We start from the raw sequence: 18,991 nt of genomic DNA, 5'->3' as shown, positions 1-18,991 counted from the left end.
TCTAAAAGACATGGTTTATCTTTCTCGTAATCAATACGTTAAGTTTTATTTTTTTGCATTTTTTATTTGGTACTTAATTAAAAATTCATAAATTTGACAACGCAATTGTTATTTAGAATAATTAAAAACAAATATAATAATTTAATCCTAACACAAAATTTTTTTTAATGAATTCTCTAAAAATTCTTGAAGAAAGCAGTTTGACTATGGAAAGAGTACTTCCTGTAGCCATTGAAATTACAGATAGTGAGCGTAAGATGATCAAGGATGCTGTAGATCATCTTGAAAGAAAATATGAAACTTTTGAAAATAGAGAGTTTGTAATGCAGGTTCATCAGCTTGCATCATATTTCCTACCGGAAAGACTATTAAAAGTCTTAGCATCATTTGCCAGTGATTTTTCCAAAGATCAATATGGTGCCCTTATATTCCAGGGGCTTTTTGATATTGATCAGGAAAAAATAGGTACTACCCCTGCCAATTGGCAATCGGCAGATTATTCAAAATTTAATCAATATGGGTTTGCATGTGCATTATTACATGGAGCTCTTCCCTCTAAGCCTGTACAATATTACTCACAGCGTAAAGGAGGAGGTTTGATCCATGCGATCATTCCAGATGAAAAAATGCGTGAAACCCAGACAGGGTCTGGATCAGCGACTGATTTATATGTACATACAGAAGATGCCTTTCTTAAACATCAGGCTGATTTTTTAAGCTTTATGTATATTCGTAATGAAGAGCAGGTACCTTCTACTCTATACTCGATCCGGTCACATGAAACGATTCATGAAGAGTATAGGCCTTTGTTTGACCCGATCTTTAAAATTCCTAAAGATGCTAATTTGCAGAATGAAGCAGATGAAATAGATACTTTAGATGCTATTTTGTATGGAAATAAGGAGTTGCCATTTATGAGATTTGATGCTGCAGAGCAATTATTTAATCCTGATATCAAGCAGACAGATATTGCTCATCATGCACTTAGTAAGTTCTGGCAGGAAGCAAAAGATCTGATCTATTCAGATTTTACTCCACAATCAGGAGATGTTATCATCGTAAATAATCACTTATGTGCCCATGGAAGATCAGCTTTCCGTGCCGGAGTAAGAAATATTAATGGTGTAGAACATTCTTGTGAAAGAAGAATTATGCTTCGTATGATGAGTAAAGTAAGTCTTATAGATATGAGAGGACATACCCTTAAAGAAGATCCATTCTTTGTAATAGAAGAACATTTGGGGAAAAATTTCAAAGACTTCTAATCATTTAAAGATTTAAATTTTATTATAAAATCCTTTCTGAACTCAGGTTCGAAAGGATTTTTGTTATGGGTGATTTCGAGAGCCTCAGCCACCCATAAATATCTGAAGAAGTTAAAATTTAATTTAAAATTATTTTATTCATTCTTTTTCTAGTTGACGAATAAGATTTTCCAATTCATTTTCACTCAATTCTGTTTGAACTTTATTTTTCAAAATATCTTTAAGTGCCAGAAGATGTGCAGTCTTAAAAGCTTTTTCAGAAGTCGTTTTTATGTCCGGACTGACTCCAGTGTGTTCCCAGTTTCCCACAGTTTTCTTTGCTGTTATTTTACCGACAGGAACTACTAAAAGGTATTTGTTTCCAATGATAAATTCATCTACAGGATTGGCTGCTCCGCCTGTATTTTCACCGATAACTTGTGCTAATTGATATGCTTTTAAAAAATAGGCTAATCCTTCAGCAGCCGAAAAAGAGTATTTACTGGTAAGAATGTAGATTTTCTTATTAAGGTATTTTTGACCAGAGACTTTTGATTCGGTATTATTTTCTACTGTTTTGCCTTTATCTCTGAAATAGGTAGAATATAAATTGGCTTTATCTTTAAAGAAATAACTGCAAAATAATAAAAGCATTCCGTTATCCCCACCTCGGTTTTCTCTGAGATCAATAATCAGAGAATTGGTATTAGCTACAAAATTCATTGCAGATTCTAATGTTTTGGAACTTGAACTGGGCTCAGCAAATCCTTTAAAATTAATATAACCAATATTTCCATCCAATCTTCGAACATTTTCAAAGCCAAAATTCTCAAGACTATTATGGAAATTATTTGATTTTAATATTTCCTTTGCATCTTTTTGTTTTTCAGGATTAAAATTTTCAAGGTATTTCACAAAAAAATGCTGGTCTTGGGATATCGTTGTTAGTTGTTTCGTCAGTTCTTCGGCAAGATTTTTTCCATTGAGAGATTCTAAGTTTTTTAACTGAACTTCAGAATCCAGTTTTTTATAAAGATCTTTGTCTACATAGTGTTCTTTGACCTTTTCCAAAATTTCTTTTATGATTGGGGAATTGGTATTCTGACAAAAAGAAGATAAAGAGTAAAGTGAAAAAGCAAGAATGAGTATTTTTTTCATTGGGGTTAAATTTAATGTATGGCAAAAATACTTTCGGAGGCAAAGTGAGAATTGTAAAAAAGGAAACTCACTTAAATAAATAGCCAGACATTATTTTGTTCTGTATTTACTTTTTTGAAAAAAATGCTTGGAGTTATTTGAGTAAGCTCTTTAAAATCTTTGATAAAATGAGATTGGTCATAAAAAAGATTTTCATATGATAATTCTGTAAGGTTTTTCATTTGTTTATTTTGCATCAATGCATTCCGAAAGCGATATACTTTCCGGTATTCAGATGCAGGTTTGGCCACATAACGTTTAGTGATTTTGTTGACATACTGACGAGTTATTCCATTTTTTTTGGCGATGTCCAGGATACTCAGGTCACCTTCAAGATCCTGTATAATCTTTTCTACTGAGGATAAATCCTTTTCTACAAATTTTGAGAGCCAATAGTTCTCCAGTTTTTCTATTTGCACTTCTCTGTCAGATTCATTGAGGATGATATTTATTGTTTCCTGAAAATATGGAATATGAAGAAGCTCTTCATCCAGAAGTGCACTGTTTTCACTATTGAAAAAATGATAAATTCCTAATGGTTTAAAGTAAAGAGTGATTTCATTAATCGGTTCTGCATAAAATATTTCTGTAGAACTGGTACAACGCGAAACAATATCAGCCATTAAGTTTTTTGTGGGTGAACGGAAAATTTCTAGGCTGTTTTCACTTGATATGATTTCAACATCCTGACAGGCAGATAAAATAAAAAAATTATTAGGAAATGTAAGGTACCTGATAGATTGATTGGATTCATCTTTAGATATAAAATAATATCCCTGAATGTATTTTTTGAGTACTGGATGAACAGGTTGATAAAAATGAATTTCCATTGGTTATTGTAGAATACTGTAAAAATACAAATACAAAAGAAAAACCTGAAGAATTTCTTCAGGTTTTATCTATAAGTATATAGTCCTCTTATTTTCTAAAACAGGATATCATATTAAATACTACATCCATCAGGTCCGCATGCATTTTCCCCATTTGAAAGATCTTGAAATGGAGAAACTGTTTCTTTATAGGTCTGTTGAAGTGCGTTCTCAAAAGTTTCAACCGGTTGAGCTCCTGAAACAGCATATTTACCATTCAGAACAAAGAAAGGAACACCAGTAATCCCGTTGTTTCTCGCCTGTTGAATGTCTTCATTTACTTCCTGATTAAACTCTTCAGAAATTACTGCCTGTCTTGCCTCTTCTTTATCGATACCTAATGAATCAGCAATTGCGACTAAAGTATCGACATCTCCTACATTTTTACCATCAATAAAGTGAGCAATAAATAAGGCTTCTTCCATTTCATTAGACTTGTTGTACTTTTTAGATAAGTGCAAAAGCTTATGAGCTGCAAAAGTATTGGTGATTAAAGCTGTTTCAAAATTAAAATCTATTCCTGCATTTTTACCCATTTGAGTTACCTGACTCATCATTTGATTAGCCTGAGCATCAGGAAATCCCTTTTTTTCTTTAAAATACGTCATGGTATTTTTAGTTTCAGCAGGATCTAATGTAGGATCCAACTGGAAACTCTTCCACTCTACTTCTACCTGATCTTTAAATGGTAATTTTTCAAGTGCCTGTTCAAAATTATTTTTCCCGATATAACAAAACGGACACATAACGTCCGACCAAATTTCTATTTTCATTTTATTTCTTTTGATGTATTTTACTCCTGCAAAGTTACCGAAAAATTTTAATGTAACAAAATTTATTACATTTTGTAAGCGCTTGATAATAAGTTCTTCTGTCTTTTTTTCTATCCTACTCTTTAAGCCTATCATTAAAAATGCAAGTAGCCCAAAACCAAACCTAATCCTTAGCTAGAAGTACATTGATATACTGCAAACTACCGAAAAATTACATCAAGATAAAATTTGTTTAAAAGTTGATAATTTAGGATTGGAAAGCTGGGTATTCCAAAAATACAGTACAAAAGGTAAAAAAATATATTAAAAATCAATATACTTTTAAAAATGGCAAAACGGTTAGTATTCTCATTACATAGAAAAAATTCTCAATCGGGCTACAATAATCCTCAATAGAACTACATATTAAATAATTTGATGACTGAACTTTGCAACATCAATGTAATAAATAATATAGAATTATGGAAAATCAACTTTCGGCAAATGCCCAAATCATTTCAGTAAGCCCAATTATATTTCAGGTAAAAAGTCGCCAAGCCGCATTGGAAGTTAAAGTTACCGCTCCCGTAAATGGAGTAAATCTTCCCGTAATTATTTTGTCACATGGTCACGGTGCGTCCAATTTTCTTGCTTCTTATAGAGGTTATGCCCCTCTTGTGGACTATTATGCAGCACAGGGTTTTGTGATTATTCAACCCACCCACCAGGATTCAAAGACATTGGCACTCGACCCCACCGGGCAGGAAGGCGCTCTGTTTTGGAAATCGAGAGCAGAAGATATGATATTTATACTCGATAATATCGAAGAAATTCTTTCAATTATTCCCGGTTTAAGTGAGCGAACAGATAAAAATAGTGTTGCTGCTGTTGGACATTCTTTAGGTGGACATACTGTATCTATGCTTGCTGGTATGCGTGTTACAGATCCTGTTTCAGGTGAAGTGGTAAGCAAGGAAGAACAGCGCATAAAAGCATTTGTGGTATTTGGCGCTCCCGGTTCTGGTGAAGGTGCGGCACAATTTATATCCGAACATTATCCTGTAATTGGTGGAACTAATTTTTCTGAAATGAAAAATGATATGTTAGTAGTGGCAGGTGATCGAGACCAAAATCCTATGTTTTCTGATGAGGAATTCTGGCGTATGGATGCTTATTATAAAAGCCCTTCTCCAAAATCCTTACTAACAATTTTTGGTGGAAAACACATGCTGGGTGGTATTTCTGGATATGATGCTTCAGAAACGTTTCAATATGATGAAGAAAATCCTGAACTTGTAAATTTTGTGAGTAAAATGACGGCAGCATATATTTGGTCAAAACTTTATCCTCAAAATAAAAGTTGGGAAAATACCATAAATGAATTGGCGATAAACGAAAACCCAAAAGGTAAAGTGGATGTGAAATAAATTTAAGTAGATTAGCTTATTATGAATAAAAAAGAGAATGGCTTGCAAAAGTTTAACTCTTTGTCAGATGTACATAGGATGCTTGGCTTGCCAAAGCCATTGCATCCTTTAATAAGTTTGATTAAGGGTTCGGAACAAAATAAGGATGTGAAACCTCCGGAGGGCATGCACATACTGAATTTTTACAAAATTTCATTTTCCACTGACATAACCGGTCGAATAAAATACGGTCGGCATCATTATGATTTTGACGATGGTGGATTATTGTTTGCCTCACCCAATCAAATAATTGGTTACAAAGAGGACTATGTAGAAAAATTACCTGATTTTGTTTTACTTATTCATCCTGATTTTTTATTAGGATACCCCCTCTCAAAAAAAATAAAACAATACGGATACTTTTCGTATTCGGTAAACGAGGCTTTGTACTTATCAGAGAAAGAAAAAGCAATTATTGTTTCCGTATTTGAAATTATTGAAGAAGAGCTTAATAGCAGGATAGATGAATTTAGCCAAACGGTTGTTATTGCACAGATAGATTTATTACTAAGCTATGCCAGCAGGTTTTACAAAAGACAATTCATTACCCGCAGGCAAACCAACAATGATGTATTGGAAAGACTGGAAACGTTTCTGGACGATTATTTTAATAGCAATACATCGCTTACTAATGGAATTCCTACCGTTCATTATGTTTCAGAGCAGTTATGTATTTCTGCAGGATATTTGAGCGATTTGCTCCGCACTCACATAGGGCAAAATGCCCAACAATACATACAACACAAATTAATTGAAAAAGCTAAAGAAAAACTATCCACAACCAATTTATCTGTTTCTGAAATTGCTTTTGAGTTAGGTTTTGAACATTCACAAAGTTTCAGTAAATTATTTAAAGCAAAAACAAAACAAACACCTCTTGAATTTAGGGCAAAATTTAATTGAGTCATTCGATTATTTTCTTCCTTCACAATAAATAATATATAAATCAACTCATTAAGTCTTAAAGTATACATTTTGTTCCATTTTTGGTTTGAAGCTAAGTCGATGCATTAAGATTAGCACAAAATTGAACTACAGAAGGTAGATCATAGAAATTAGAATAAGTTGAAAGAGAGTATTGTTCAAAAATATTTATGAAAAATGGCTCACTTTCTTATTGAATAAAATATGAGCGATCAAAGCGAGTATACCAAAACCTGCCCCAACAAAACATACCCCATTCCACTGTGCATAATGCCAGGCTATTGAGGCAAGCCACGTTCCAAGTGATCCTCCAATAAAATAACAAACCATATATACTGTATTCAATCTGTTAACCGCATTGGTTTTAATTAAAAAATAATTGGTTTGGTTCATAATATGACTCGATTGGACTCCAAGATCCACAAGAATAACACCTACAATCAGTCCCCAATAGGTTTCTCCTGCAAAAAAGGTAAAAGCCCAGCTTCCCAATACAATCAGTAATGAATACAGAATGATCCTGTTCAAATCCATAAATTTTTGAAATTTCCCGACTTTAGCGGCAGCTAATGCACCAACCGCCCCTGCTAATCCGAAACTTCCAACCACTGATGATCCGGCATTAAATGGTGGTTTTTCCATATGAAATGCCAAAGATGTAAATAAGGCACACATGGAACCAAAAGCCATTGCTCCACGAAAGGAAGCCAGTTGTAAAACAGGTTGTGTTTTTGCCAGGTGAAAAACGGAACGCATCAACTCCTTATAAGTTCCTTTAAAATTAGGGAGTAGATTCGGAAGCATCTTATATACGGCGATCCAAACAATTACCATGACACCAGCTGCAATACCAAACATAGCTCTCCAGCCACATATTTCTCCCACTATTCCACCCACGAAACGAGATAAAAGAATTCCCATTAATAAACCCGACATCACAACCCCAATATTAGATGAGCGCTCTTCATCTGAAGAGAGTTCGGCGGCAATAGGTACAAAGAGTTGTGGAATCACAGAAGTCATCCCAATCAATAAACTGGCCGCATACAACATCCACAAATGGGTGGCAAAAGTCATCCATAGAAGTGACCCAAAAACCAGCAATAAATCAATTAGTATCAACTTTTTACGAAAAAATTTATCTCCTAAAGGAACAATTAAAAGCAGTCCTAATGCATATCCTATTTGGGTAAGGACAGATATTTTACTTGCAGCACTTTCAGAGACACGGAGATCATCAGAAATAAGAGCTAATAAAGGCTGGTTGTAATAATTGTTGGCAACTACCAATCCTGAAATGACGGCCATTAGCCATATGACAGTACGGGAGATACCTGGAGAAGCGCTGGTCTGCATAGTAAAATTTTGATTCAAATTTAATGATAGGATAATGAATTTAACTGTATTTTCCGATTGTTAGAACTAAATATATAATTTATACAATCAATCGGAAAGTACAGTTTCTCTTTTTTGAACTTTCAAAGTTTCTGATTATATAAAAGCTTTAATCGTTATAGATCCAGCTGATTCTGAAATTCTTCAAAATATCTCGCAAGATGGAGACCATCTGCTAAACCGTGATGAGCTTCTACAGAAACTGGTAAATATTTCTTACCATCACGAACACTGAACTTACCGAATGTGATCTTTGGAATAGATTCTTTGTTGTCAAAATTGGTAGGATGTAATAGTGCACTGAAAGAATTCCATGGAATGGTAGAATGTCTTATCAGAGCCTTAGTTACTGTATCCGTACTTAATCTTAATCCCGATGAATTTTGGACAGCGGTAACTTCTTTTTGAAGTTCTTCGTTAAAAGTCTCAAATTGTTCCGAAAAAGGAATAAATGAAAATCCAAAAGTTCCATCTGCCCTAGCAATCGTACTTCCGGCGTGAATGACATCAAATAAAACAACCTGGTCATCAACAATTCTCATTTTTAATTCATCAACGGAGTTTACGGCAGCCATGGATTTGTGAAGATAGTATGCAAAGAAAGAATAACCGTTTGCTTTTACTGTATCATATGCTTTTGTACAATCAACTTCAGCAGTGAAACCAAAGTATGGGCTTGCCATTTTTGAGAAAAATTCGAAATGTTCTTTTCTGTTCCATTTCTCAATGTCTATAATCTTCATCTATTTACTTCTTATCATTTTTTGCAAATTTCTGTAAGTTTTTTGATTATAAAAAATTGTAGAGCGAGAAATTACACTTCTATTTGTAAAATGATAAACGATTATTGCCAAAGGACTAATATGTGTATACAGATTACAGCATTGATTACCAAAATTACTGCTTTCTGCTTTTCGATGGTTTGTTCCATTTTATAATGCGTAAATTTGATTGGATAAGTTGATAGTTTCGGGATACGCGATGCGGGTTTGAGGGTTTGAGGGTATCAGAGTTTTAGGGTTTGAGGGTATTAGAGTCTTAGAGTTAATAAGTCTACTGATAGATAACTTCTAATCTCTCCATTTTCAACTTTCCACTTTCAATTTTCAATTCATCATTAATACATTAATACAAATACAAGCATGGAAAACGAAAAAATCGGATTTATAGGATTAGGAAATATGGGTCATCCGATGGCCAAAAATTTAGAAAAAGCTGGATTTCCGTTGTCTGTTTATAATCGAAGTATTGAAAAAACAGAGGACTTTAAAGAAAAATCAATAGTACGCAATAGCATAAAAGATCTGGTTGAAAACTGTGATATTATATTTACTATGCTGACGAATGATACAGCGGTTAGAGCAGTATATGAAGAAGTATTTTCCTCAAATATTCACGGGAAACTCTTTGTGGATATGAGTACTATTTCTCCTGAAGCAAGCAATGATATCGCTTCTGCTGTCAAAATAAAAGAAGCGGGCTTTATTGACGCTCCGGTAGCGGGAAGCACAAAACCGGCTGCTGATGGAACATTAATTATCATGGCTGGTGGTTCTGAAAAAGATCTGGAGCGCGTAGAACCTTATTTGCAAAAGCTTGGTAAGACAATCAAACATTTGGGAGAGAATGGAAAAGGGATTGCTGCAAAACTATCGGTAAACTACTTTATATCCGCACTATATCAGGGTCTTGCCGAAACTATTTTATTTTCAGATAAGTTGGGTATAGAACGTAAAGATATGCTCGATATCATCAATGAAAGTGCCAGCGGAAGTGGGGCTACAAAAGTAAAAACTCCCCTATTGATCAATGAAAATTATGCGCCTGCATTTGCATTAGATCTGATGTTGAAAGATATTCTTCTGGCGAATAAAGCCGGAGCAGACTATCCTTTATCTAAAACACTAATCGATACCTACCAATCTGCTCATGATGCCGGATTGGGAAAAGAAGATGTAATTGGAATTATTAATTATTTAAAGAAATAGTAAACATTCAGCGAGGAATGGCTGAATGGCAAAAAGGCAAAAAAGCAGAAAGGTGAAACCGCTAATTTGTAAAATTGTAAAATCGTCAATGAATTGTTTTTTAACGACTGGTTCTACAGTTTTACAAATTAACAATTTTGCAATTTTACATTTTTTTGCTTTTCAGCCATTTTGCACTTTTGCCAATCAACTACTTCACTTCTAATATCGAACCACATGAATACAGAGATTTTTAAGGGAAATAACTGGACAGCTAAAAAAGTTGATCAAACTTATATTGTCAGTATAAAAGACAGGTCAGGTATTGTAGAAGCGCTGACAGACTTTGTAAAGAATCAGAATATTCAATCAGGACAAGTAACGGGAATAGGTGCTGTAAGTGAAGCAACACTTCGCTTCTTCGTGCCTTCTACTAAAAATTATGTTGACAAAACATTTCATGAACAGATGGAAGTCTCTAATATTTCCGGAAATGTATCTGAAATGAACGGTCAGCCACTACTCCATTTGCATATTACATTAGGAAGACAGGACTACACAGCTTTGGCTGGGCACCTTTTGGATGCGAAGATCCGCGGTGCAGGAGAATTTATTTTTTATCCTTTAAATACAAAGATGGTAAAAGTGAAAGATGAGGAAGTTGGAATCAATTTTTATGATTTTGAAAAATAAGCAGGTTGTCTTTTATTTCGTTCACTAAATTTCAGTTGTTGTAAGACCATACTTTTCCTTAAATGAATAATAAAAGTGAGATAGGTTTTCAAATCCCAAATCAAGATAGATATCTGTAGGCCTTTTATCTTTATGCTTAATAAGATAATAAGCTTCCTGCAATCTTTTTTCCTTTAACCATTTTTTAGGAGACATATTGAATGCTTTCTGAAAATCACGTTTAAAACCTGAAAGACTGCGCCCCGTTAGTTTTGCAAAAGCATCTATCGAGAGATTGAAAATGAAATTCTTGTTCATAAATTCCTTTAAATCTATTTTATGAGGGTCAGAAAAATCGAAAAGCAAATTTTTAAAATCAGGATTACTTTGTAATATCAATTCAATAGCTTCTTTAACTTTTAAGCCTGCGAGATTGGAACTGATCGTTTTTGTTTTATCAATGTAAGGAGTAAGAGAAAGGAAATAATTTGAAAAAAAATCATCTGACTCAAAAAATATTTTCTGTTTAGTATGAAACGGACCGTTTGTTTTCAGTTTATTCTCAGCCGCGTACTGTTGTAATGTTTCTTTATCAAGCGCAATGGAAATAAATTGATAAGGGGTGTTTTCCGAAGGATATTTTATGGTTCTGATCAGTTGGTTCTTTCTGACAAGAATTACCATATTCTCTTTAATGATTGTCTTTCCCTGATCATGAAAAGCATGAGTCTCTCCGGAAAGCTGAAACCCCAAGAAATGATCCGGTATAAATTCCTCATGCCCCCGGTGTTTTTCGAAAGAACATGAGTACACCAGTTTGTCAAATAATATTTCAGATTGTGCCTCCATTATACAAATATGCAAAATTTAAAAAATAGCTGCAGCTCCCTCGTTTGCAATTTCTTTATCCTGTTCAGGGGTTCCACCGGAAGAAGCAATAGCACCTATTATATTTCCCTGTTTATTTTTAATAATAACTCCACCTGCAATAGTAAGAATTCCTCCATTTGAATTCAACATGCCATATCCGTGGATATCTGCACCGGAGACTATAGATCCCATTACATCAGTGTCAACACCAAACATAACTGCTGTTTTTGCTTTTTTAATAGCAAAATCAATCACTCCGTACACACTGTCTAAACGGGCAAAGGAAACCAAATGCCCTCCCGTATCCACAACAGCAAGACTTATAGGTATGCCGAGTGTTTTTGCCTTTTCAATAGATGCATTTAATGCTTTTGTGGCTTCATAATAAGTAATATTCATTGGACGTGTTTTTTAAGTTTAAATAGATAAAATGAAAGCGTGAACACAAGTATTCACGCTTTCTATGAATAGAGTGTTTTTAGCTTTTTACATTCCAGGCTTCTGTCTGTAATTGTTTTACAAAATCTTCTGTTTCTTTAGGGTGTAAGTTTCTGAAATTGCTATGCTCATCCAACGTAACATTTACAATTACATCGGCCATAGATTGAGGATCCAATTGATGAGCAAGTGATTCTGAAGCTCCTGCAAATGCTGATTCCGGAGTGAAATTTACGTTAGGATCATACCATCGGATAATAGAATCTACTCCTCGGTCATTAAACCCGGTTCCAAATACCCCAGGATTACAGGTCGCTATTTTGATGTTAAAAGGTTCAAGCTCTGTTTTTAAGCCCTCAGCTATTGCTTCCAAAGCATGTTTTGAAGCACAGTAAGCGGCCACATAAGGAACAGTCCATAAACCTCCCATCGAAGAAGTAAATACAATTTTCCCGCTTTTCTTTTGAATAAATTTTTTAATGAATCCCTGAGCGAGTTCCAATGCTCCAAATACATTCACCTCAAACATAGAGCGGATAATATCTAAAGGCTGTTCAGCTATTGGCCCTCCCTCCATGATTCCTGCATTGCTTATTAAAATATCAATATCATACTTCTTTAAGATATAAGCGATATCCCTTGAATTGGTCACATCCAGCTTGTCAACGGTCATTTCCACTCCCTGCTCTTTTGCTTCACGTATCAGATCACTCATTTGAGGATATACTTGTGCTGTAGCGATTACATGATGTCCTTTTCTGGCTAAATCGAAAGCCGCAATTTTTCCAAATCCACTTGCAGCGCCTGTAATTAAAATTGTCTTACTCATTTTGTATTTTTATAGGTTAGTATTGAATCAAATTTCAGATTTATATCAGCTCTTGTTATTGGTGAAAAGTCCAATATTTTATTGCTGGAAAGCTCACACTAAAAAAAGATTATTTTTCATTATTTATTAACGATTGGTCGGCTTTTTGAAGGATAAATTAAACCAAAGCGCTAGAAAAACATTATATTGTTTATAGCTAACAAAATACACTTCATTTGAAACTAATTACATTCACAAAAAAAGGGATATATTGTCCACAAGGTCAATTTTACATTGATCCCTGGCGGCCTGTAGATCTGGCGATTATTACACATGGACATGCCGATCATGCCCGTTGGGGAATGAAAAAATACCTTTGCCATCATTTTACCAAACCCATTCTGTATCAAAGAATAGGACCAGATATTGAATGCCAGAGTGTCGGTTATGGTGAAGTAACGAATATCAATGGGGTGAAAGTTTCGTTGCATCCAGCAGGGCATATTATTGGTTCTGCACAGATCAGATTAGAATACAAAGGTTATGTGAGCGTTATTTCAGGGGATTATAAAGTTCAGGATGATGGATTAAGTACTCCTTTTGAACTGGTGAGGTGTAATGAATTTGTTACTGAAAGTACTTTTGGTCTTCCTATCTACAATTGGCTGAATGTAGAAGATCTCAACAAAAAACTTCAAAACTGGGTGCTTAGAAACAAAGAAAATGGTAAAACCTCTGTTTTTATAGGTTATTCTCTTGGAAAGGCACAGCGTATCATGAAGGCTGTAGAAGGATTAGGAAAACTTCATGTTCACTATTCGATTGGTAAACTCAATGAAGCTTTTGAAAGTGTAGGAATTCAGCTTCCGGAATATGAGATCCCAGACTTTAGGGAAAACATCAAACATCTGGAAGGCGAAATTGTAATTGTTCCACCCGCTCTATTAGATAGCAGTATCATTCGTAAAATACCGGGAGCTGCAACCGCAATCTGCTCCGGATGGATGCAGGTTCGTGGAGCCAGACGATGGCGAAGTGCTGATGCAGGATTTGCCATGAGCGACCATGCAGACTGGAGTGGATTATTACAGGCTGTAAAAGCTACCGAAGCTGAGATCGTACATGTAACCCACGGACAAACGGAAGTTTTTTCAAAATATTTAAATGAAATAGGTATTAAAGCTGATGTTGTTCAAACACAGTTTGGAGATGATGAAGAAGAGAGTGATAATGAATTGAAAGTTGAAAATTGAAAATGGAAAGTTGAAAATTATGAATTCAGGATTTCAAAAATATGATAATACAAAACAAGATTTGATAGGCGAAAAACAAAAAATGCAATTTTTTAATCGCTTTCAACTTTCAACTTTCCATTTTCAACTCATCACCAACGCTCTAACCCGTAACTCGTACCCCGAAACCAATTAAGAAATCATGAGACATTTTGCAGAATTGATCAATGCTCTCGAAAGCACCAATAAAACAAATGCTAAGATCGATGCCATCATCGATTATCTGGAACGTGCTCCTGATGAAGATAAAGTCTGGTTCATTGCCTTATTTACAGGAAAAAGACCGAAAAGAAACGTCAATACAAATCTTATGAAAGAATGGGCTTTGGAGATTACAAAATTACCATTCTGGTTGTTTCAGGAGAGCTATTCTTCTGTGGGAGATCTTGGGGAAACGCTCTCATTGATCCTTCCTCAACCGACCGGGAAAATAGATCGTACCCTTTCCCAATGGATGAATGATATTGTTAATTTAAAAGATAAAACAGAAGCTGAAAAAAAAGCATTCGTGTTAGAATCATGGAATGGTTTAGATTATACAGAACGGCTCATTTTCAATAAATTATTAGGAGGAAGCTTTAGGATTGGTGTTTCAGATAAAACACTTATCAATGCTTTGACAAAATATTCAGGACAGGAATCGAGTGCATTAATGCACAGTATGATGGGAAAATGGAATCCTGGTGAAATCTCTTTTCAGGAACTGATCTCAGCTGAAAAAGTAAATGCCGACAATTCACGTCCTTATCCCTTCTGTCTTGCATATCCACTAGAAAAAGAGCTTGCAGAATTAGGAGAACCGGAAGAATGGCTTATCGAATACAAATGGGATGGAATCCGGGGACAGATCATCAGAAGAAATGATGAAGTATTCATCTGGTCCCGGGGCGAAGAGTTGGTGACAGAACAGTTTCCGGAAATTGCTGAGGCTGTAAAGGCTATGAAGGGGAATTTTGTTTTAGATGGAGAGATACTTGCGGTAAAGGATGGTAAAGTTTTAAATTTTAATGAATTACAAAAAAGATTAAATCGTAAAAATATAACCAAAAAGATGCTTACTGATATTCCTATTGAAGTATTTGTTTATGATTTGATCGAGTTAGAAGGAAACGATTTACGTGAGAAACCGATCTCTGCGAGGAGAGCAATGCTGGAAGAATTACTTCTGAATGAAGATCCTGAAAAAATTCACTTATCCAAAAGTATTGACTTTAAAGAATGGAAAGAATTGGATCAGATCAGGGAAAACTCAAGAGACATTAACAGTGAGGGATTAATGCTGAAGCAAAAAGATTCTCCTTACCATTCAGGACGTAAAAAAGGTGATTGGTGGAAATGGAAAATCAATCCAATGACCATTGATGCTGTATTGATCTATGCCCAAAAAGGAAGTGGCAGGCGGAGTGCTTATTACACCGATTATAGTTTTGCCGTTAAAAACGGAGATTCTTTAGTTACGATTGCTAAAGCTTATTCCGGTTTGACAGATAAAGAAATAATGGAAGTCAGCCGTTATGTAAACAAAAATGCAATTGAAAAATTTGGCCCTGTTCGTACAGTGAAAGCTGAGTTGGTTTTTGAGATCGCCTTTGAAGGAATAGGTTTCAGCAGTCGTCATAAAAGTGGTGTTGCTCTGCGTTTCCCAAGAATTGTAAGATGGCGTAAAGATAAAACGGTAAATGAAATAGATGATTTGGAAGAAATAAAAAAACTGATACAATAAATTGAGTGCTTTCGAAAATACCAACGGATTTAAGATCATTCAGCAATGGATGGCCGAAAAAGGCAATTCCCCATTTAAATTTCAGACCGACACCTGGTGGAAATTTGGAAATGGATATAGCGGTATGGTGATTGCTCCAACAGGGTTTGGAAAAACGTATTCTGTTTTTTTAGCATTGATTATAGATTTTCTTAATTCCCCTGAAAAGTATAAAAAGGGACTTAAAATGATCTGGATCACTCCCCTCCGTTCCCTGTCTAAAGATATTGCAAAAGCAATGGAAGAAGCAATTAATGAGATCGGATTGGATTGGACTGTAGGTGTAAGAAATGGAGATACTGATCCTAAAGTAAGGCAGCAACAGGTAAAAAGTATGCCTGATATTCTTGTGATGACTCCGGAAAGTCTGCATTTACTCCTTGGTCAGAAAGATCATTCCAGATTTTTCAGGAATATGCATTGTATTGCCGTTGATGAATGGCATGAACTGCTTGGTTCCAAGAGAGGTGTAATGGTAGAACTGGGAATTTCACAGGTCAGAAAATACGTTCCAAGATTAAAAATATGGGGAATTACTGCCACGATTGGAAATCTTGATGAAGCATTGGAAGTACTGATTCCTTATGACATTAAGAAGATTAAAATAACGGCTAAACAGCATAAAAAGATTGATATTATCCCGGTTTTTCCGGATGAAGTTGAGATCTTACCCTGGGCAGGACATTTAGGAGCTAAACTTGCAGATAAAATCGTCCCTATTATTCTGGAATCAAAATCTACTATTGTCTTTACGAATACACGGAGTCAGAGTGAAATGTGGTATCAATTATTATTAGATGCCTATCCTGATTTTGCAGGACAGATTGCTATTCATCATAGTTCTATTGATACTCATTTAAGAATATGGATCGAAGAAAACTTAAGTAGTGGTAAATTAAAAGCAGTTGTCTCCACTTCATCTTTAGATTTAGGTATTGACTTCAAACCTGTTGATACTGTGATTCAAATAGGTTCTGCGAAAGGTGTTGCGAGATTTCTGCAACGAGCCGGAAGAAGCGGGCACTCTCCTTTTGAAACCTCTAAAATATATTGTGTTCCTACCCACTCTCTGGAACTAATTGAAGTAGCTGCTTTGAAAGAAGCAGTCAAACAAAAGGTAATTGAGCCTCGCGAGCCTCAGGTTCTGTGTTTCGATGTTTTGGTTCAGTTTCTGATGACTTTGGCAGTTGGTGATGGTTTCTATCCTGAAGAAACCTATGAAAGGATTAAAAAGATCTACACTTTTCAGGAGATCAGAGATGAAGAATGGAAAGAGGTGATCGATTTTCTGACCATTGGCGGAAGTGCTTTAAAAAGCTACGAAGAATTCCATAAAGTTGTCATTATGGAGGATGGATTATTGAAAGTCACCTCCCGAAAGATAGCGATGCTCCACCGGATGAATATGGGAGCAATTGTAAGTGATGCTATGTTAAAGGTTAAATTCATTTCCGGTGGATATATCGGTATGATTGAAGAATACTTTATTTCAAAGCTCAAAAAAGAAGAAAAATTTATTTTGGCAGGAAGAGTTCTGGAAGTTGCAATGGTAAAGGATATGACCGTTTATGTGCGTTTAGCGAAAGGAAAAGCATTGGTTCCGAGCTATCTTGGCGGAAGATTGCCTTTGAGCTCAAATTTGAGTTCTTTCCTAAGGGAAAAGCTTTCCGGAGCATTAAATCCTGCTTCTTCAGAAAAAGAGCTTAAATTTTTACATCCTTTACTCGTTAGCCAGGAAAGGACTTCCCATATCCCGAGAGAAGATGAATTTCTGATAGAATTGATCAAAAACAGAGAAGGTTATCACCTGTTTATGTATCCCTTTGAAGGCCGATTGGTACATGAAGTAATGGCGGCATTAATTGCCTTCAGAATTTCTAAACTCGCTCCCATCTCTTTTTCAATGGCGATGAATGATTATGGTTTTGAGCTGTTTAGCGATAAAGAAATTCCTTTAAATGAAGATAATTTACAGAAAATCCTGACTCGTGACAACCTGATGGTAGATGTTATTTCAAGTATCAACTCCGCTGAAATGGCACGCAGAAAATTCCGTGATATTGCTGTAATTTCAGGAATGGTTATTCAGAATTTCCCGGGACAACAACGTTCCAATAAAGCTTTACAAAGTTCGGCGGGCCTCATTTTTAAAGTGCTGGAAGATTATGATCCCAATCATTTTCTGGTACGACAGGCGTATACTGAAGTTTTTAATATGCAGTTACAGGAACAGCGACTGGTAGAAGCTTTTAAAAGAATAGAAAAATCGAAAATCATTCTTAAATATTCCAATACATTTACCCCGTTAAGCTTCCCCATCAAAGTAGACAGCCTTCGGCAGACTCTTTCAAGTGAAGGTTTAGATGCGAGGATACAACGGTTAATTCGTCAGGTTGATAAATAGTTGTGAGTTATGAATTTGCAGGATAATAATATAATTGAAAATTGAAAGTGGAAAGTGTAAAATGGAAAATGGAAAACTTGAAAAATTATAAATTTTAAATTATCAATATTCTTTATCAATTAAAAAACATAAAATAAAAACTGAGCACCTCCATTACCTACCGCTTTCAACTTTCAATTTTCAACTTTCAACTTATAATATATAATCCCTATCTTACAATTCAATTACTAACTTCCTAAACCCTAAACCCTAAACCCGCAACTCGAACCTCGAATCTCCCATGAACATCGCCACAAAAGCCATCACGATTACCACTGAAACCTTTATCCTAACCAATCAGCGTGCTGTATTTTGGGAAAAGGAAAAGGCATTGATCTTGTCTGATCTCCATATTGGGAAGACGGCTCATTTTAGAAAAAATGGTATTGCTTTGGCCAATCATGTGATGAAAAGTGATCTTGAAAGATTGTCTGTTCTCATTGCCTATTTCCAGCCGGAAAAATTTATTATTGTGGGAGATCTGCTTCATGCTGGAAATAATTCTGATGTAGATGAATTTTGTGTCTGGAAGAATCAATATCCTGATTTGAAATTTTTTCTTATTGAAGGAAATCATGATCGGATCTCTACAATATTGGAAGAAAAATTATGCATGGATTTTAAAGCTGATCAGTTTGAATTAGGAAATATCCTCTTCATTCATGATTTTGATAAGACCAATCCAAAATTTCAAATTACCGGGCATATTCACCCTGGGTTTGTTATCAACTCTACGGTTAACAGCATCCGCCTTCCCTGCTTTGTACAAACTGAAAATCAATTATTGCTTCCTGCTTATAGTGAATTTACAGGACTGGATACTAAAAATATTCCTAAGAAAGGTAAATTTTATGTTTTTACGGCAGCTGAAATTTATGAAATTTAGAGTTTT

17 protein-coding genes are annotated in these 18,991 nt (G+C 35.1%); 9 read left to right on the top strand and 8 right to left on the bottom strand.

Annotation, left to right across the window (positions count from 1 at the left end):
- Positions 1-167: 167 nt before the first annotated feature.
- Entirely contained in the window at positions 168-1,265 is a 1,098-nt protein-coding gene (locus JHL15_RS12530; protein ID WP_200246178.1) for a Fe(II)-2OG oxygenase family protein, read from the top strand.
- A 138-nt stretch (positions 1,266-1,403) separates the two neighbouring features.
- Here JHL15_RS12530 and JHL15_RS12525 read toward each other — a convergent pair whose 3' ends face one another.
- From JHL15_RS12525 to JHL15_RS12515, 3 genes are all read right to left on the bottom strand, one after another.
- Entirely contained in the window at positions 1,404-2,402 is a 999-nt protein-coding gene (locus tag JHL15_RS12525; protein ID WP_200246176.1) for a S41 family peptidase, read from the bottom strand.
- Positions 2,403-2,473: 71 nt separating this feature from the next.
- Positions 2,474-3,271: a helix-turn-helix domain-containing protein gene (locus JHL15_RS12520; RefSeq protein WP_200246174.1), complete on the bottom strand. Its 798-nt coding sequence runs from the start codon at positions 3,269-3,271 to the stop codon at positions 2,474-2,476.
- A gap of 113 nt (positions 3,272-3,384) precedes the next feature.
- Positions 3,385-4,083: a DsbA family oxidoreductase gene (locus JHL15_RS12515; RefSeq protein ID WP_200246172.1), complete on the bottom strand. Its 699-nt coding sequence runs from the start codon at positions 4,081-4,083 to the stop codon at positions 3,385-3,387.
- 542 nt (positions 4,084-4,625) lie between these two features.
- Between JHL15_RS12515 and JHL15_RS12510 the strand changes: the two genes are divergently transcribed.
- Together JHL15_RS12510 and JHL15_RS12505 are read left to right on the top strand one after the other, a co-directional pair.
- Positions 4,626-5,489 (top strand): alpha/beta hydrolase family protein, encoded by an 864-nt coding sequence (locus JHL15_RS12510; protein WP_200246170.1) that lies wholly within the window; start codon positions 4,626-4,628, stop codon positions 5,487-5,489.
- 21 nt (positions 5,490-5,510) lie between these two features.
- Positions 5,511-6,431, top strand: a complete 921-nt coding sequence (locus JHL15_RS12505) for a helix-turn-helix domain-containing protein (RefSeq protein WP_200246168.1) — start codon at positions 5,511-5,513, stop codon at positions 6,429-6,431.
- Between the two features lie 189 nt (positions 6,432-6,620).
- Here JHL15_RS12505 and JHL15_RS12500 read toward each other — a convergent pair whose 3' ends face one another.
- Both JHL15_RS12500 and JHL15_RS12495 read right to left on the bottom strand, forming a co-directional pair.
- A complete protein-coding gene (locus tag JHL15_RS12500) occupies positions 6,621-7,808 on the bottom strand; it encodes an MFS transporter (protein WP_200246166.1) in 1,188 nt (395 codons plus the stop codon).
- 155 nt (positions 7,809-7,963) lie between these two features.
- Positions 7,964-8,590: a chloramphenicol acetyltransferase gene (locus tag JHL15_RS12495; RefSeq protein ID WP_200246164.1), complete on the bottom strand. Its 627-nt coding sequence runs from the start codon at positions 8,588-8,590 to the stop codon at positions 7,964-7,966.
- A 399-nt stretch (positions 8,591-8,989) separates the two neighbouring features.
- Between JHL15_RS12495 and JHL15_RS12490 the strand changes: the two genes are divergently transcribed.
- Both JHL15_RS12490 and JHL15_RS12485 read left to right on the top strand, forming a co-directional pair.
- Positions 8,990-9,835, top strand: a complete 846-nt coding sequence (locus JHL15_RS12490; protein WP_200246162.1) for an NAD(P)-dependent oxidoreductase — start codon at positions 8,990-8,992, stop codon at positions 9,833-9,835.
- Positions 9,836-10,051: 216 nt separating this feature from the next.
- The gene (locus JHL15_RS12485) at positions 10,052-10,507 is read left to right on the top strand and encodes a PPC domain-containing DNA-binding protein (RefSeq protein ID WP_200246160.1); all 456 of its coding nucleotides are present in this window, start codon (positions 10,052-10,054) and stop codon (positions 10,505-10,507) included.
- Between the two features lie 24 nt (positions 10,508-10,531).
- On the opposite strand, the gene JHL15_RS12480 is transcribed toward JHL15_RS12485, so the two are convergent.
- The 3 genes from JHL15_RS12480 to JHL15_RS12470 form a co-directional block, all read right to left on the bottom strand.
- Positions 10,532-11,335: a helix-turn-helix domain-containing protein gene (locus JHL15_RS12480; RefSeq protein WP_200246158.1), complete on the bottom strand. Its 804-nt coding sequence runs from the start codon at positions 11,333-11,335 to the stop codon at positions 10,532-10,534.
- Between the two features lie 18 nt (positions 11,336-11,353).
- The gene (locus JHL15_RS12475) at positions 11,354-11,755 is read right to left on the bottom strand and encodes a GlcG/HbpS family heme-binding protein (protein ID WP_200246156.1); all 402 of its coding nucleotides are present in this window, start codon (positions 11,753-11,755) and stop codon (positions 11,354-11,356) included.
- A 79-nt stretch (positions 11,756-11,834) separates the two neighbouring features.
- Positions 11,835-12,623 carry an SDR family oxidoreductase gene (locus JHL15_RS12470; RefSeq protein WP_200246154.1) on the bottom strand — a complete coding sequence of 263 codons (789 nt, stop codon included), beginning with the start codon at positions 12,621-12,623 and terminating at the stop codon, positions 11,835-11,837.
- A 215-nt stretch (positions 12,624-12,838) separates the two neighbouring features.
- On the opposite strand from JHL15_RS12470, the gene JHL15_RS12465 reads away from it, so the two are divergent.
- The 4 genes from JHL15_RS12465 to pdeM all read left to right on the top strand — a co-directional run bounded on the left by JHL15_RS12465 (position 12,839) and on the right by pdeM (position 18,985).
- The gene (locus tag JHL15_RS12465; protein ID WP_200246152.1) at positions 12,839-13,855 is read left to right on the top strand and encodes a ligase-associated DNA damage response exonuclease; all 1,017 of its coding nucleotides are present in this window, start codon (positions 12,839-12,841) and stop codon (positions 13,853-13,855) included.
- Between the two features lie 181 nt (positions 13,856-14,036).
- A complete protein-coding gene (locus JHL15_RS12460) occupies positions 14,037-15,617 on the top strand; it encodes an ATP-dependent DNA ligase (protein ID WP_200246150.1) in 1,581 nt (526 codons plus the stop codon).
- Between the two features lie 49 nt (positions 15,618-15,666).
- Positions 15,667-18,060 carry a ligase-associated DNA damage response DEXH box helicase gene (locus tag JHL15_RS12455; protein WP_200249147.1) on the top strand — a complete coding sequence of 798 codons (2,394 nt, stop codon included), beginning with the start codon at positions 15,667-15,669 and terminating at the stop codon, positions 18,058-18,060.
- A gap of 280 nt (positions 18,061-18,340) precedes the next feature.
- Positions 18,341-18,985 carry a ligase-associated DNA damage response endonuclease PdeM gene (pdeM, locus tag JHL15_RS12450; protein ID WP_200246149.1) on the top strand — a complete coding sequence of 215 codons (645 nt, stop codon included), beginning with the start codon at positions 18,341-18,343 and terminating at the stop codon, positions 18,983-18,985.
- The last annotated feature ends 6 nt before the right edge of the window (positions 18,986-18,991 follow it).

It is taken from the genome of Chryseobacterium paridis (assembly GCF_016595215.1).
Taxonomy (GTDB): domain Bacteria; phylum Bacteroidota; class Bacteroidia; order Flavobacteriales; family Weeksellaceae; genus Chryseobacterium; species Chryseobacterium paridis.
The sequence above is the reverse complement of the archived record's forward strand: the minus strand, read 5'-3'. Positions and strand labels throughout refer to the sequence as shown.